Consider the following 15,376-nt stretch of genomic DNA (forward strand, 5'->3'; position numbering starts at 1 on the left):
AAAGACCTCTTTTAAAAAGTTTTACCACTACAATTTTTGTTATAGATACACTAACTTTTAATTATCTTCTTAATTATATAAGCATATAACACTACAAAGAGACTAGATACTAATGAGATTACAAAAAATATCTTTGCCAAAATTGTATAGTGATACGAAATCCCTATCTCATGTTTTCCTTCTGGTACCGATATTTTTACCCCAGCATCCGGAGCCTTAGAAAAATCTGTTATACTACCATCTAAATCAACTGATATACCTTTATATGCATAGAAAGGCAAGCTCACTGTTAGCTTCTTATCACTATCAATAATTAATTTTGTCTTCAAAGAGTTAAATAATATCTTTGTTTTAACAATTTGATTATCCTTCAAACTAATAACTTCATGTCGTAATTTTCGTTGAAAGGCATCATAATCAGAAATACTACCGTCTGTACTTAGCATATAATCTGTAGCATGGTAATCTCCATTTGTAACAACTGGAAGAAGTTCTTCTTTAGGCATATTGTTAAAAGTTGTTTGTGGTCCCTTTATTGTTTTTTGAGCTTGTGAAACACTAAAGAATGTCGTCAAGCCAATCACACCAATTAATACTGCGATTAAGCACTCTTTTCTTAATGAAAGACTAACAAAGACTTTACTTGCCAAATAAGCAGTGAAAAGGGTAATAAAATTATTTAGACGCCAAATAAACTGTATTGAAGATACTATATGTTCACTATTTTCAGGCCAATGTATTAATGGACTTTCAAAAACTATGAGGATAAGAGTCAAAACAAAATAAGGATATCATATTTTTGTAATTTAAACACCCCAATAAGAGAAACTATTAGACAAAAAATAATTAGAAATCCTGGAAGTGTATAATTGTTTTCAAAGTTGAGATTCAATAATAAATCTTTAAGTGAGTGGGCAGTCGCATTTAAATTTACTCCTTGTGGCTTCACAATAGCATTCGATAACGATTGCTCTCCCATAAGAACCAATTGAAACGCAAAAATGGAAATCGTAGATAAAGTTGCCACTATAAAACTTAATAGTCTCTCCTTCTTACTATTCACAAATAAAAAGGTTATTATAAAAATGAGACCAACTAGTAAAGCTGTGAGAAGTAGTGAAATTAAATGAGAGTAGGCTACTAAAGACATTCCGATACTTAAAATATACCATTTTCTATAATCTCCTTTTAAAATAGTGTAAAGACCATAGAAAACTAACGGAATAAAAGCATAGGCGATAAATTCACCTGTTGCAAACCGTATCACAATGTTATCTAATCTATATAAAGAAAAAGTATAAAAGGTAGCAAATAATAAACCCGCAAAATCCTTTTATTTTCCTTGTCTTCGTTAACCATAATATTACTTATCGAATAATAAGCAATTAGAAATGTAAGTATCGTTAGTAAATATTGATATATATAATATCCTAGGAAAACACTGTGGAATAACCTATATAATACAAAGAATGGATAATAGGTTAAAAACGGATAGAAATAATTAACTCCCAAACCTATACCATAAAAAGCTTTGAAGTTTATAGGGGAGGCATATATACCTTCCATACCCAACAAACGATTTAGATGGAAGCTAAGATCTGCTCCATTCAACCCCTTATTGAAAACAGCAATTGAAATGACATATAATAGACTGAGTAATAAGCTACATAATAGCACTCTTTTTCGTGTCATTATTTCACTTCCTGTTTGTAAAACTCTTTCAAAGCATCTTGCCATGTCGGAATGACAAACCCTGTAGCCTTAGCCTTAGCCAAACTCATTGTTGAGTTAAGTGGACGTTTAGCTTTAGCTGGGAATTGGCTTGAATCAACAGGTTTCACTTCAACATCAGTATCTTTAAGGATTTCAACCGCAAAGTCATACCAAGTTGTATCTTCTGCTGCATCATTTGACAAGTGATAGTAACCATACTCCTTACGGTTTTCAGCCAAATAAGTCATAAATTCTGCTAAAGTACGTGTCCAAGTTGGACGACCATGTTGGTCATTAACAACTGTGAGTGTCTTGTGAGTCTTAGCAAGGTTTTGCATAGTGAAGACAAAGTTCTTACCATAGTTACCAAATACCCACGCAGTACGGATAATATAGTAGTTTGACACATGTTTTTCGACTAGTTCTTCACCCATACGTTTTGTACGACCGTACTCTGTCTGTGGATCTGGTTTGTCATCAACTTCCCACTCTTGACCGACTGGTTTCTCACCATCAAAAACGTAGTCCGTTGAAATATAAACCAGCGTTGCACCATGTTTTTCGGCAGCTTTAGCGACATTTTCAGTACCAGTCACGTTAATAGCATAGTCAAGTTCTTTACCTTCATCTTCAGCAGCATCAACAGCTGTGTAAGCAGCACAGTGATAAACCAAGGTTGGTTTTACTTCTGCAAACACTTCGTCTACTTTGTCAGCATCCGTGATGTCCATTTCTGCCACATCTACTGCTACATATTCTTCGTTACGTTCATCAAGAAGGTGACGAAGTTCAGTTCCGAGTTGACCATTTGCACCTGTTACTAGAATCATATTTTTCTCCTTATATTTCCAATAATGTTAGTTTCATTTTAACAAAAAAGCAGAAAAAATCTGCTTTCTCTCTTAGTTTTTCCACGCAGGGGTAATACCTAAAATAAACCCTCTATATACAATTACAATTAAATATAATGCTAAGACACTAGCTGTTGAAAAAATAGCAATATAATACTTAGCTTTTGAGGATATTCTAAAATTCATTTTCATTCCCAACCACGACATCAGTGGGACGAGGAAAATAATATATGCATGTAAATACCTACCCGTCAAATCATCAAAAGTTATATGATTTGGATGTAAACTGTAAAATCCTAAAAATATACCAAACCAATTTAATATATAAACTATTAGACCGGCTAGAGCAGTAGGTAATCTGTATTCGCTCTTTTGAGTTGACATCATTACTAATACTAAACAAACAATCCAACAGATATTCACTATCTCCGGAAGATTATCCTGAACTACAGAGAATAGTGTCGCACCCCTCCCACCCATAGTTGCAACATTAAAGTAATTATTGAAAAATACTTTTATCAAATCGGGAATATTATAGACTCTGTGGACAAATAAAACAACTGTTAAGAATAATAAACTAGTTACAATTGCTAATAACACTCTTGATATTCTAGAACAACGTTTAAGTGCTGATATTATAGGATTATATACTATTGGAATCCCCAATAATACTGGTAAAGCAAAAATATAGTTAAGTTTTGTTAACAAAATCAATGCTATAGTCATTGCTGTATAAACAACATCTTCTTTCCTTACATCTGATACTTTTTTTAACTGACTCAAATACAAGAAATTTGTCCCAAAGGCTGCTACAGCAAGAAACGCAAAGATATCATATGATGGACTGGCTATTTTTTGCATAAAAGGAACAGTAAATATCATCAAGAAAATCAGATGATCAAACTTAGCCCTTCTAAAAATTAGATACATTCCTCCCAAAAAGAAGATTAAATTAAATAATCTAGCAGAAAATAGCATTACACCATAACTTGGATAAACTATCCTTCCTAGGAGTAAACCAATTGCGGGTATAAAATGCCCAACATCTATTTTTAATGTTAGATTTTGATCGGTTAAAACATTAAATTTAATCCCATCATTTGCAACACTTTTAATCTTTTCACCATAAAATTTTCTTATAGAAATTTGTTTAGGTTGACTAATGGCAGTAAGCTCAATCTCTCTCAATCTTTTTTCTGAGGTCTCCTTAGGGGATGTCTCAGAAAAAACAGAGTAACTTTTTGCCATATGGAAACCTTCATCTCCATTTGAAAGAGGATAAGAGGCAAATAATGATATTAATCCAAACAAAAGAACAATTAACATAAAGGCGTTAATTGTTTTCTTTTTTCACTCATTCCTTCACCCTTTTTCCTTAACAATATAAACCGGTCGTTTCTTGGTTTCTAAGAAAATCTTGGAAATGTAGTGACCGATGATACCAAGCGCTAAGAGCTGAATACCTCCGATAAAGAGGATAATAGAGACAAGACTCGCCCAACCAGCTACGCTTCCACCAATGGTCAACTTTCTGATAATGACGAAAACAATTCCAACCAAAGAAATCAAGAATGAGAAGGTTCCTGCCCATGTAGCTAGTTTCAAAGGAACTTCTGAAAAGTTGATAAAACCATCTAAAGAGTAATTCAATAGTTTCCAGAAAGACCAAGAGGTTTCTCCAGCTACACGTTCACGATTTTCATAAGAGACATAGGCCACATCAAAACCAACCCAAGAAAAGAGTCCCTTTGAAAAACGATTAACCTCTTTGAGTTCTAGGATAGCATCAACAACCTGGCGAGTCATCAAACGAAAATCACGTGCGCCATCAACCATCTCGGTATCAGAAACTTTGTTAATTAGCCAATAGAAAGTCTTGGCAAAGATGGAACGAATCGGAGGCTCTCCCTTACGGTCAGCACGACGAGTCCCAACAACATCATAACCTTCTTGAATCTTGGCATACATCTCAATAAGCAGTTCAGGCGGATCCTGAAGGTCAGCATCCATAACTGTCACATAGTCTCCCTGAGCTGCTTCAAGGCCTGCAAGCAAGCCAGCTTCCTTACCAAAATTACGTGAGAAAGATAGATAGTGAACATTTTCAAACTGCTTCGAAACCTGTCTCAATACCTCTAAAGTTTTATCCTTAGAACCATCATTCACAAAGTAATAGTTAAACGCTAGTTGATTGGCTATCTGCTTTTCAACAGCCTGACAAGCTTCTAAAAATGGATGAATAGTCTCTTCTTCGTTATAACAGGGGACAACGATAGCCAGTGTTTTCATAAACGCTCTCCTAACGAATACCTAGAGCGATACGGGCATAACGGCTCATTTTTCTACAGACCAAGCTGGTGTCCAGACCAACTTCACTTCAGTCTTAGTGACTTCTGGCACCTCTTTCATGGCATCATGAATTTGGTCTGTCAAAAGATCTGCCAAGGGACAACCTATCGTTGTCAAGGTCATATCAATCTCAGTGGAACCATCCTGCTCAAAACGGATGTCGTATATGAGGCCTAAGTTAACAATATCAATCCCTAGCTCTGGGTCGATAACCATTTCCAGGGCTTCCAAGATACGGTCTTTGATTTTTTCAATTTCTGCTTCAGTATAGGTCACTTCAGACATAGTTTTTCCTCCAAAATCAGGGCCCTACATCAGGCCCTACTCCATTTTACTCTCTTAGTCTTCAATAAAGTCTTTAAGCTGTTTACTGCGGCTTGGATGGCGCAATTTACGAAGGGCTTTCGCTTCAATCTGACGAATACGTTCACGAGTAACGTTAAAGACTTTACCAACATCTTCTAAAGTACGCATTTTCCCATCATCAAGACCAAAACGGAGACGAAGAACGTTTTCTTCACGGTCTGTCAAAGTATCAAGGACTTCATCCAATTGTTCACGAAGAACGACACGAGTCGTGTAATCGACTGGATTTTCAATAACTTCATCTTCGATAAAGTCACCCAAATGACTGTCATCTTCTTCACCAATAGGTGTTTCAAGTGAGACTGGTTCTTGAGCGATTTTGAGGATTTCACGGACCTTATCTGGTGTCATACCCATGCGCTCTGCAATTTGTTCAGGTGTAGGGTCTTGGCCCAACTCTTGCAAAAGATTACGTTGCTCACGGACCAATTTATTGATGGTTTCAACCATGTGAACTGGGATACGGATGGTACGTGCTTGGTCTGCGATGGCACGTGTGATAGCTTGACGGATCCACCATGTCGCATAAGTTGAGAATTTGAAACCTTTAGAGTAGTCAAATTTATCAACGGCTTTCATAAGCCCCATGTTACCTTCTTGAATCAAGTCCAAGAACTGCATACCACGTCCCACATAGCGTTTAGCGATTGAGACTACCAAACGAAGGTTGGCTTCTGCCAAACGTTGTTTAGCTTCCAAGTCACCATTTTCAACAGCGATAGCCAATTCTTTTTCCTCTTCGTTACTCAAGAGAGGCACTACCCCAATCTCTTTGAGGTACATACGAACAGGGTCATTGACCTTAGCTGAATTTGAACCAAGAAGCTCCTCGTCTGTCAACTCTTCTGGTTTTGGGGCTTCAACAACATATTTAGATGAAGGATTTCCGTCCTTATCAGTGATAGAGATACCACCGTCTGTCAAACGTTCCAAAAGGTCATCAATCCCATCAGCATCAAGAACAAATGGGATAACAAGTTTTTCTGTGACTTCATCATCAATTGCTGTACCAGCTTTTTTGTGGTTACGAATGAAATCAGCGACTTGAACGTTAAATGCTGTATTTTGTTTTTCTTTGCCATGTGTTACTCCATATCTCGTTTTTGGGCGATGAGCATCTGCAGAGCTTCCACCGCTGCATCCACATCACCGTGGTTACTTGATTCTCTTATTTGTTTACTTTGCTTACGAAAGTCCTGTTCCCTCAAAAAATGATTTCTACGCTCTTCGATAGCCTGAACTTCTTCAAGACTTGTTTCAGGTGGTAAAATCTCCTCTAAAACCTGATAATAGGCTGTTTGCACCTCTTGAGAAAGTAGAGATAAAGCTACGGTATCAATCTGACCATCTTGTTTCAGAATATGATAAAGCTCCTCTAACTCAGGCGTTTGGAAGAAAAACTCCTCTCTCATGCGATAGTCATTCAAAATCATAGGATGATTAAGCATACGATGGAAGAGTTGATTTTCCGCCCGACGGAGGCCTGTAATCTTAGGCGTAGATGGTAGCTTAACCGTTCCTCTAAATCCTGACGCAGAAGACTCATAACTACGATTGCCGGCAGCCGATAATTGAGCCGTCTGCTGATTTCTCAAGGTCAGGCGCTCGTTGTTAACTGCTTGCTCAACTTGGAAAAAGTCAAAGTCAGGCAGTAAGTCAGCCACCTTAGAAATGTAAGAATTTTGCGCCGTCACAGATGGTGACTTGGCAATAATCTTTGCAATCTGCTCAACATAAGCAATCTCTGCTTGAAGATTATCTACATTAGCAGGTTTAAGTTGGCCAATCCAAAATTCCACATCTGAGATGCGAGACTCGACCAACAGTTTGCCCAAAGCCTCTTCAGATGTTTTTTGAAGGTACTCATCAGGATCCATATTGTCTGGTATTTTAACAATATCGACCTGAAAGTCCGACAAAAGCTCCAAAGACTTAGCAATAGCATTTTGCCCAGCCTTATCACCATCATAAGTCAGAACAATCTTCTTGGTTAGTTTGCGCAGACGATTGACATGTTCAGGCGTCAGAGCCGTTCCCATAGAAGCTACCGCATTGACCTGCCCAGCCCTATAAGCAGCAATAACATCCATGAAGCCCTCCATCAAATAGACTTCATGAGTCTTCTGAATCACTGGCTTAGCCTGATCTAAGTGGTAGAGTTCATAGGATTTATTGAAAATGCGAGTAGCTCTGGTATTTTTGTACTTAGCTTGCCCTTGTTCAATAGCTTCCTTAGTCCAAACACGACCTGAAAAACCTATTGTCTTACCGAATTCATTTTTGAGCGGAAACATGATTCGATTTTTAAAGGTATCGAAAAGACAATTACTTTCAGAAAGATTAAAAAGACCTGATTCTGTCAGCACCTCTTCGTCGTATTTTTTGGAAACAGACTGATAGAGATAATCTGGTTCGTCAGGGGATAGACCAATCTGAAAGGCCTTAAGTAAATCGTCAGTCATGCCACGCTCATAAAGATAAGCACGCGCCGCCTCTCCTATCTTAGTCGTCATTAGTACGGCATGATAGAATTTGAGAGCATCCTCATGAAGATCATAAAAAGCTTGATTTGGAGAATGCTGCTGTTGGGCTTGCCTTGGGGTATCTATAGTAACTGCGATACCTAAGCGATCTGCCAGAACTTTGACACTTTCTTGGAAAGAAATCTGACGGTATTCTTCCAAAAATTTAAAGACATCTCCAGACTTTCCACAACCAAAGCAATGGTAAAACTGCCTGTCCTCAATAACATTAAATGAGGGGGTTTTCTCCTTATGGAAGGGGCAAAGTCCGAGGTAATTGCGACCTGCTCGATTTAGACTGACAACTTCACCAATCACGTCAACGATATTGGTGCTGCTCTTAATATCTTCTATTAAAGCTTTGTCAATTGCCATCTACGCGCCCCCTATCTTACCATAATTGCATTACCCTTAATTATAGCATGATGAAAAATGAAAGTAAAATAAAAATGATTTTTCTGAGCAAATCCCTTGTAAAGATATATAAAATCAGATAAACTATTAAAAGTAAATAAAAGAAAGGAATCATTGTCAAAATGATTAAAGAACTTAAAGACTTTTTGTTCAAGGGGAATGTCCTTGACCTTGCTGTAGCCGTTGTTATGGGGGCTGCTTTCAACGCTATCATTACTTCACTTGTTGGTGATATCATCACACCACTTATCCTTAACCCAGTTGTTAAGGCTGCTAACGTTGAAAACCTTTCTAAATTGTCATGGAACGGTATCGCATACGGTAGCTTCTTGAGCGCAGTCATCAACTTCATCATCGTTGGTACTACTCTCTTCTTCGTTGTTAAAGCTGCTGGTAAAGCAACTGCTCTTAGCAATAAAGCCGCTAAAGAAGCTGCTGAAGAAGCTGCTGAAAATGCTGGTCCATCACAAGAAGAATTGCTCGCTGAAATCCGCGACCTTCTTGCAAACAAATAATCTCTATTTGTTTAACTAAAAGCATATGAAACTAAGATGTCTGATAATTATTAGACATCTTAGTTTCATATGCTTTTAGTTAAACCAACTGTCTTATCTATTCGCTAAAACAGAAAAAAACTTGAGAAAATACTCAAGCTTTTTTGCTATAGAATCATTCTTAATTAGAATTTTTTACGTTTGCGAGCTGCTTCTGATTTACGTTTACGTTTTACAGAAGGTTTTTCGTAATGTTCACGTTTACGAGCCTCTTGAAGAGTACCAGCTTTAGTCACAGAACGTTTGAAACGACGAAGAGCGTCGTCAAGTGATTCGTTTTTACGAACAACTGTTTTTGACATTGAATTCACCTCCTCAAGATAATGTAACATTTTACACGTTCTATTCAAGTATACAAAACTCATCTTTGTCTGTCAAGAAATATCTTTTAGGTTTCCACCTTTTGAAATTCTAGATAGGTTTTTACTTCCTTAGGCATAATAAAAATTTCTCTAGTCAATACATATACAGAGCATTTTAAATAGTGAGATGACCTAAGTATCACTTCAAAAACCTTGGTGTACTCCTTTCTCCAATAAGGAGATTATTAACACAACTTTCTGCCACGATAAAACGCCTGAAACTTCTATAGTTTCAGGCGCTGGTAGTTTTGAGATTCTAGGTTTGAAACCTCCTTAGGAAAGGATAAGTTCCAACTTCACCTAAGGAAAGTCTCAAAAAGAAGACTTGGTCTTCAAGCTAACTAGAGAAATCATCTCCAGTTCCTATTTTAGTCAACTGCTGTGTATTTAGAAGCATCCTTGATGTACTCGTCGTAAGTACCATTATCTTTCAATTTCTTGATAACTTTATTAACAGCTTTTTTCAACTTATCATTACCTTTAGTCATGGCAACAGCTTTCGCATCGCCATCATTAACTTTAAGAGCAACGCTTGCCAAAGTTAAATCTGAATTTTGGGCAACATAGCCTTCTGCTACTGGTTTTTCAAGGTCAACAGCATCAACTTGGCCAGATTTGACTTCGTTAATAGCTTCACCCATAGCTGTCAGTGATACGACTGTTGAATCTTTCAATTGTTTCTTAGAAAGTCCTTCTTCAATAGCTCCTTTTTGAACGGCTACTTTTTTACCCTTGAAAGCATCTAGACTTGAGTAATCAGAAGCTTGATCTTTACGTACGATGATAGCATTTTGTGTTTCGTAGTAAGGATCTGAGAAATCAAAGGTTTTCTTACGTTCAGCTGTCACTGAGATACCTGAAATGGCAATATCAGCCTTACCAGCTTGAAGACTAGAGAGGACATTGTCAAAACTCATTGTTGCCACTTCAAGTTTAACCCCGAGTTCATCAGCGATAGCTTGTGCCAATTTGATATCTGAACCAACCACTTGGTCCTTGCCATCAATCAAAGTTTTGAACTCAAATGGTGCGTAGTCTGGGCTCACAGCTACAACAAGCTTTTTATTTTCTTTAATGGATTCGTAAGCATCCTTTTTTGACCCACAAGCTACTAAAGTCACAGTAGCAAGGAGAGCCATAGCCCCAAGGAAAAGTTTTTTCATTTTCATAAGAAACTCCTGTATAAATATAATTTTTCGCTTGTTATTTTACTTGAAATTAGTGATAATGTCAACATTTATGCAAAAATTGCGAAAGTTTTTCCAAACCTTTCTGGAGAACTTCCTTGTCACAACAATAGCCGATGCGGACATGGGATTCCTTGTCAAAACGGTTACCTGGAACAATGAGAACACCATAGTCCTGTAGGAGTTCAAGAGCAAAGTCTTCAATGGGACGAGGAACCTCTAACTTGACAAAGGAAGTCGATACACTAGCTGGGCGAATCCAAGAAGCCTTAGGCTCATCAGCAATCCAGGCATCCATAAGAGCTATATTTTCCGTCACAATCTTACGGTTACGCTCCAAGATGGCTTCCTTATTTTTGAGGACAAGGATCGCCACCATGTCATCAAAAACACCGGCACAAATCATTGTGTAATCACGATAGTCACGTAGAATGTCTGCCACCTCAGTATTAGAAGCTACCCAGCCTACTCGGATGCCAGGTATTGAATAGGTTTTCGACAGACTATTGACGGTAATGCCTTTGTCATACAAGTCAACGATGGAAGGAGCAGGATTATCAAAACTGCGATAAACCTCATCTGAGAAAATATAGGCGCCCACTTCCTTAGCAATGGCCACCAACTCCTTGAGGTAGGAAGCATCCATAAGGGCACCTGTAGGATTATTGGCATTGTTAATACAAATCATCTTGGTATTAGGACGAATCAGCCGACGCAGTTGATCCAAATCAGGCAACCAGCCCTTATCTTCCTGAACTTCCCAGAAATCCACTTCTGCTCCTAGGGATTTAGGAATATCATAAAGTTGTTGATAGGTGGGATACATGGAGATAACGTGATCCTTTGTCTCAATCAGAGCATAGAGGGCAAGCATAGTCGCACCTGTAGCACCATTGGTTTGGAGGATATTGTCAACTGGCATATTCTTGTACAAACTTGACACCTGAGCCTTAAACTCTGGTGACCCTTCAATCCAGCCGTAATCCATCTTTTTCCTTAAAAGTTGGTTAAAAAAAGTGTCCTTATCAATACCTGAGAGGTCAAATAATTCCTCTAGGGTTAGGGCCTTAATCGAAACACCTGCAATATCATAAATGGCGGATTTTTCATGGACATTAAGCCATTCTTCAACACCAAAACGTGGTAGCTTCATTATCTCTCCTTGCTAATCTCAAGCTCTGCTTTACTACATTATTTATTGTCATTTATGACAGACTTACATTGATAATACCTGTTTTTAACATAGAATTCAATAAAAAATGGGGTATTCCCCATTTTAGATTTAAGAATATTTTTGAAAACTCTCTTAAGTTAGCAAAGTAAGCATCAAATGAGACTTTCCACCGTGATGAAAGCACCTGAAACGTGTTCGTTTCAGGTGCCTGGAATTTTGAGATCTTAGGTACAAAACCTAGTCATGGAACTTCAAAGAAGTTGGCTGACGTTCGGCATCACCTAAGGAAAGTTTCTAAAAGAACTTTTATTCAATTCATCATAGAAACTCTTTTCATTTTACTTACTTTGTTTTTAAGTCGATGCTTCTTTTAGCCATTGGTCAAATTTGCCTGAGTTTTTAGTCTCTTTGATGACGGCGTTAATTTCTTTAAGTAAGTCATCTGAGCCTTTACGTGTTGCAACTGCATAGGCATCTGAACCGTCTGACTTGAGGTTAAAGTTGGCAAGGGTCAAATCATCATTTTGAGAGATATACCCCTCAGCAATAGCCTTTTCAAGTACAACGGCCTGAATTTGTCCTGACTTGAGTTCATTAATCATTTCACCATTTGAAGCCAGTGAAACCACGCTAGCTTTCGGAATTTGTTTCTTAGCGACTGTTTCTTGAACGGATCCTTTTTGAGTACCGACGGTTTGTTTAGCTAGACTATCAGTGCTTGTAAAGTCATTGACCTTATCTTTCTTAACAATAACCACATTTTCAGCGGTGTAATAGCTATCAGAAAAATCATAGACTTTCTTACGCTCGTTTGTTACCGAGATTCCTGCAATGGCAATATCTGCTTTACCAGACTGAACGCTGGCTAGGACATTGTCAAAGGACATAACGGAAAATTCGACCTTGACACCTAATTTCTTTCCGATGGCCTTGGCCAACTCGATATCTGCTCCGACCAGAGTGTCCTTGCCATTAATGAGCGTTTTGAATTCAAAAGGCGCAAACTCTGATTCAGTGGCGACAACAATTTTCTTCTTGTCCTTAATCGTTTGAGGTTTCACCCCCTGACTTCCGCTACAGGCGACCAGGACGCAAGTTGCGACTAAGGCCGTGAGTACAAACCAAAATTTCTTCATTGTTTACTCCTTATTTAGTAGGACTCTTTAGCGAGAGAGCGTAGGCATCTTGTACAAAGCTATCAATTTTACCTTCTTTTTGAGTTTAGTAATCACCTTGTTGACTTTAGCTTTTAGTTTATCGCTTCCCTTAGGCATGGCTACAGCATAAGCATCATTTGAATCTGACTTGAGCTTAATGTCTGACACAGCCAAGTCACTATTTTGTTCCACGTAACCTTGAGCGATAGCTTTTTCAAGAACGACACCATTAACTTGACCAGACTTCAATTCATTGATGGCTTCGCCAGGTTGTGACAAAGCGACGACATTAGCATCTGACAAATTAGATTTAGCAATTTTTTCTTGGATGGAACCTTTTTGAACAGCTACAGATTTCTTAGCAAAGTCGCTGGTTTGTTTATAAGCTCCTGCGTCGTCTTTTTTAACGACAAGAACTGTTTCAGACTCATAGTAAGTATCTGAGAAATCGAAGGTTTTCTGACGTTCTTTCGTTGCCGAAATACCAGAAATGGCAATATCTGCTTTACCAGACTGAACGCTGGCTAGGACATTGTCAAAGGACATTTCAGAGAATTTGACTTTCACACCAAGTTCATCAGCAATAGCCTTAGCAATTTCAACATCTGCCCCAACGACAGTATCTTTACCATCTTGGAGGGTTTTAAATTCAAAGGGAGCAAAGTGGGGATTAAGAGCAACTGTCAAAGTTCCCTTATCCTTGACCTTGTCCAAGGTATTATTTGATGACGAACAAGCAGCTAAAGCCGTCAAAGCAAAGACTCCAGTAAGTCCCAACAAAAGTTTTTCCATGTTTTCATAATCAATCTCTTTTCTATATTTATTAACTATATAAGTATAATAATGTATTATTATTCATTTGTCAATGGGAAAATGGACTTTTATTGATTATAATTTTTATTTTTATTAATTTTTGCTTGTTAATCACTAGGAATTTCCTTTATTTTAAAGCTCTCCATATCGTTTTAGAAATAATAAAAAACTATTCATTCATTTGAATAAATAGTTAGTTCATTTTATTACCAAAATTCTCGGATGAAGTCATCTTCAAGGCGCTCCCGATAGAAGAGTTCTGAGAGCTGGTCTTCCTCAAAGACACGTAACAGATTGAGCATGTCATAGGCCAAGTCCATCTTAGGCACATCCTCCCTAGCAACCCAGCGAACTTCGCCCTCCTCTGTTGAATGGATTTCTCCTTCAAAGTCTGAAGTTTTATAGAGGAAAACCAGGTAACGCTCGTCATCTGTCGTGTACCAATGCTTCATACCAACTAATTTAGGATTTTTGATGGTCAGACCAGTTTCTTCCTTAACCTCACGGATAGCTGATTCTACCAGACCTTCGTGTGCTTCGATATGACCACCGGGCAGGGCTGCTCCCGACCAGGAATAACGTTTTGGATCACGGATTTGCATGACAATATTTCCATGACCATCTTCAATGAGGCACATATTGGTCAAAATAGTTGCTTGTGAACGTGACATAAATTTACCTTTCTTTCATATACAGTAGATTGCTTAAATAATGGCTAAGTCTGAAATGTCAATTAATCCATACTCTTTAACTCTAGCACCATATCACGGATTTGAGCTGCCAATTCAAAGTCAAGCAATTCTGCTGCTTCGTGCATTTGTTTTTGAAGTTTCTTGACGGCTTCTTGGCGTTCTTTCTTATTCATGGCACTGTAGTCCACCGTATCCTCTGCCACTTCTGCTTCATTAGCCTTGGTAATCGAAATAAGATCTCGAATTTCTTTCTTGATGGTTTGTGGAACAATGCCGTGTTCCTTATTATAGGCCATTTGGATTTCACGACGACGAGCCGTTTCATCCATGGCTTTCTGCATAGACTCCGTAATCTTATCCGCATACATGATTACGTGTCCTTCGCTATTTCGGGCAGCACGTCCAATTGTTTGGATAAGTCCACGTTCGTTACGAAGGAAGCCTTCCTTATCCGCATCCAAAATAGCAACCAGACTAACTTCAGGAACGTCAATCCCCTCACGGAGAAGGTTAATTCCGATAAGGACATCAAAGACACCTAGACGCAGGTCACGAATAATCTCCGTACGCTCTAGAGTCTTAATGTCAGAGTGCATGTATTTGACCTTGACACCCATTTCCTTGAGGTAGTCCGTCAAGTCCTCAGCCATCTTCTTAGTCAAAGTTGTGACGAAGACACGCTCACCTTTTTCAGTACGGACATTAATTTCACCAAGAAGGTCATCCATTTGACCCATAGTTGGACGAACTTCGACTTCTGGATCAAGAAGCCCTGTTGGACGGATGATTTGCTCAACCACAGTCTCGGTCTGTTCCATCTCATAGTCGCCCGGTGTAGCAGACACATAGACAATCTGATGCACATGACTCTCGAATTCTTCACGTCGGAGGGGACGGTTATCAAGAGCCGATGGCAAACGGAAACCGTAATCAACCAACATCTTCTTACGGGCTTGGTCTCCGTTATACATTCCTTTAATCTGTCCCATTGTCATGTGGCTTTCATCAATCATAATGAGGAAATCTTCTGGGAAGAAATCAAGTAGAGTAAATGGTGGCTCGCCTTCTTTACGACCATCCATGTGGCGTGAGTAGTTTTCGACACCGTTGGTGTAACCCATCTCACGAAGCATTTCGACATCGTATTCTGTCCGTTGACGGATACGTTGAGCCTCGATGAGTTTCCCCTCGGCTTCAAATTGCTTAACCTGAGCCTCCATTC

13 protein-coding genes and 3 pseudogenes are annotated in these 15,376 nt (G+C 38.5%); 1 reads left to right on the forward strand and 15 read right to left on the reverse strand.

Annotated features, from left to right (window positions below; translation table 11 throughout):
* Positions 1-50: 50 nt before the first annotated feature.
* The 8 genes and pseudogenes from HSISS2_RS07900 to dnaG form a co-directional block, all read right to left on the reverse strand.
* Positions 51-776, reverse strand: a complete 726-nt coding sequence (locus tag HSISS2_RS07900) for a hypothetical protein (RefSeq protein WP_021146237.1) — start codon at positions 774-776, stop codon at positions 51-53.
* Positions 773-1,267 carry a hypothetical protein gene (locus HSISS2_RS11060; RefSeq protein WP_021146238.1) on the reverse strand — a complete coding sequence of 165 codons (495 nt, stop codon included), beginning with the start codon at positions 1,265-1,267 and terminating at the stop codon, positions 773-775. Before HSISS2_RS11060 ends, HSISS2_RS07900 begins: the two co-directional genes overlap by 4 nt.
* Positions 1,268-1,691: 424 nt before the next feature.
* The gene (gene rfbD / locus HSISS2_RS07910) at positions 1,692-2,543 is read right to left on the reverse strand and encodes a dTDP-4-dehydrorhamnose reductase (RefSeq protein WP_021146239.1); all 852 of its coding nucleotides are present in this window, start codon (positions 2,541-2,543) and stop codon (positions 1,692-1,694) included.
* 72 nt (positions 2,544-2,615) lie between these two features.
* Complete coding sequence (locus HSISS2_RS07915; RefSeq protein ID WP_021146240.1) at positions 2,616-3,890, reverse strand: DUF2142 domain-containing protein; 1,275 nt, start codon at positions 3,888-3,890, stop codon at positions 2,616-2,618.
* 36 nt (positions 3,891-3,926) lie between these two features.
* On the reverse strand, positions 3,927-4,853 hold the full coding sequence (locus tag HSISS2_RS07920) for a glycosyltransferase family 2 protein (protein ID WP_021146241.1): 927 nt from the start codon (positions 4,851-4,853) through the stop codon (positions 3,927-3,929).
* Between the two features lie 10 nt (positions 4,854-4,863).
* A pseudogene (locus HSISS2_RS07925) lies at positions 4,864-5,198 on the reverse strand (metal-sulfur cluster assembly factor).
* 54 nt (positions 5,199-5,252) lie between these two features.
* Positions 5,253-6,356, reverse strand: a pseudogene (gene rpoD / locus HSISS2_RS07930) (RNA polymerase sigma factor RpoD); the annotation flags it as partial.
* 8 nt (positions 6,357-6,364) lie between these two features.
* Positions 6,365-8,176 (reverse strand): DNA primase, encoded by a 1,812-nt coding sequence (gene dnaG, locus HSISS2_RS07935; protein ID WP_021146244.1) that lies wholly within the window; start codon positions 8,174-8,176, stop codon positions 6,365-6,367.
* A gap of 161 nt (positions 8,177-8,337) precedes the next feature.
* On the opposite strand from dnaG, the gene mscL reads away from it, so the two are divergent.
* Complete coding sequence (mscL, locus tag HSISS2_RS07940) at positions 8,338-8,730, forward strand: large conductance mechanosensitive channel protein MscL (RefSeq protein WP_008535198.1); 393 nt, start codon at positions 8,338-8,340, stop codon at positions 8,728-8,730.
* Between the two features lie 164 nt (positions 8,731-8,894).
* On the opposite strand, the gene rpsU is transcribed toward mscL, so the two are convergent.
* The 7 genes and pseudogenes from rpsU to HSISS2_RS07975 all read right to left on the reverse strand — a co-directional run.
* Positions 8,895-9,071, reverse strand: coding sequence for a 30S ribosomal protein S21 (gene rpsU, locus HSISS2_RS07945; RefSeq protein ID WP_002884573.1), 177 nt, complete (start codon positions 9,069-9,071; stop codon positions 8,895-8,897).
* Positions 9,072-9,499: 428 nt separating this feature from the next.
* A complete protein-coding gene (locus HSISS2_RS07950; RefSeq protein WP_042767262.1) occupies positions 9,500-10,294 on the reverse strand; it encodes a transporter substrate-binding domain-containing protein in 795 nt (264 codons plus the stop codon).
* A 67-nt stretch (positions 10,295-10,361) separates the two neighbouring features.
* Positions 10,362-11,471 carry an aminotransferase gene (locus tag HSISS2_RS07955; RefSeq protein WP_021146246.1) on the reverse strand — a complete coding sequence of 370 codons (1,110 nt, stop codon included), beginning with the start codon at positions 11,469-11,471 and terminating at the stop codon, positions 10,362-10,364.
* A 374-nt stretch (positions 11,472-11,845) separates the two neighbouring features.
* The gene (locus HSISS2_RS07960; protein WP_042767101.1) at positions 11,846-12,628 is read right to left on the reverse strand and encodes a transporter substrate-binding domain-containing protein; all 783 of its coding nucleotides are present in this window, start codon (positions 12,626-12,628) and stop codon (positions 11,846-11,848) included.
* Positions 12,629-12,638: 10 nt separating this feature from the next.
* Positions 12,639-13,441 (reverse strand): annotated as a pseudogene (locus HSISS2_RS07965) (transporter substrate-binding domain-containing protein).
* Positions 13,442-13,668: 227 nt separating this feature from the next.
* Positions 13,669-14,133: an 8-oxo-dGTP diphosphatase gene (locus tag HSISS2_RS07970; protein WP_021146249.1), complete on the reverse strand. Its 465-nt coding sequence runs from the start codon at positions 14,131-14,133 to the stop codon at positions 13,669-13,671.
* 62 nt (positions 14,134-14,195) lie between these two features.
* Positions 14,196-15,376: helicase-related protein (locus tag HSISS2_RS07975; RefSeq protein WP_021146250.1), on the reverse strand; the 1,181-nt coding region annotated here is incomplete at its 5' end.

The organism is Streptococcus sp. HSISS2, from assembly GCF_000448665.1.
Lineage (GTDB): Bacteria > Bacillota > Bacilli > Lactobacillales > Streptococcaceae > Streptococcus > Streptococcus raffinosi.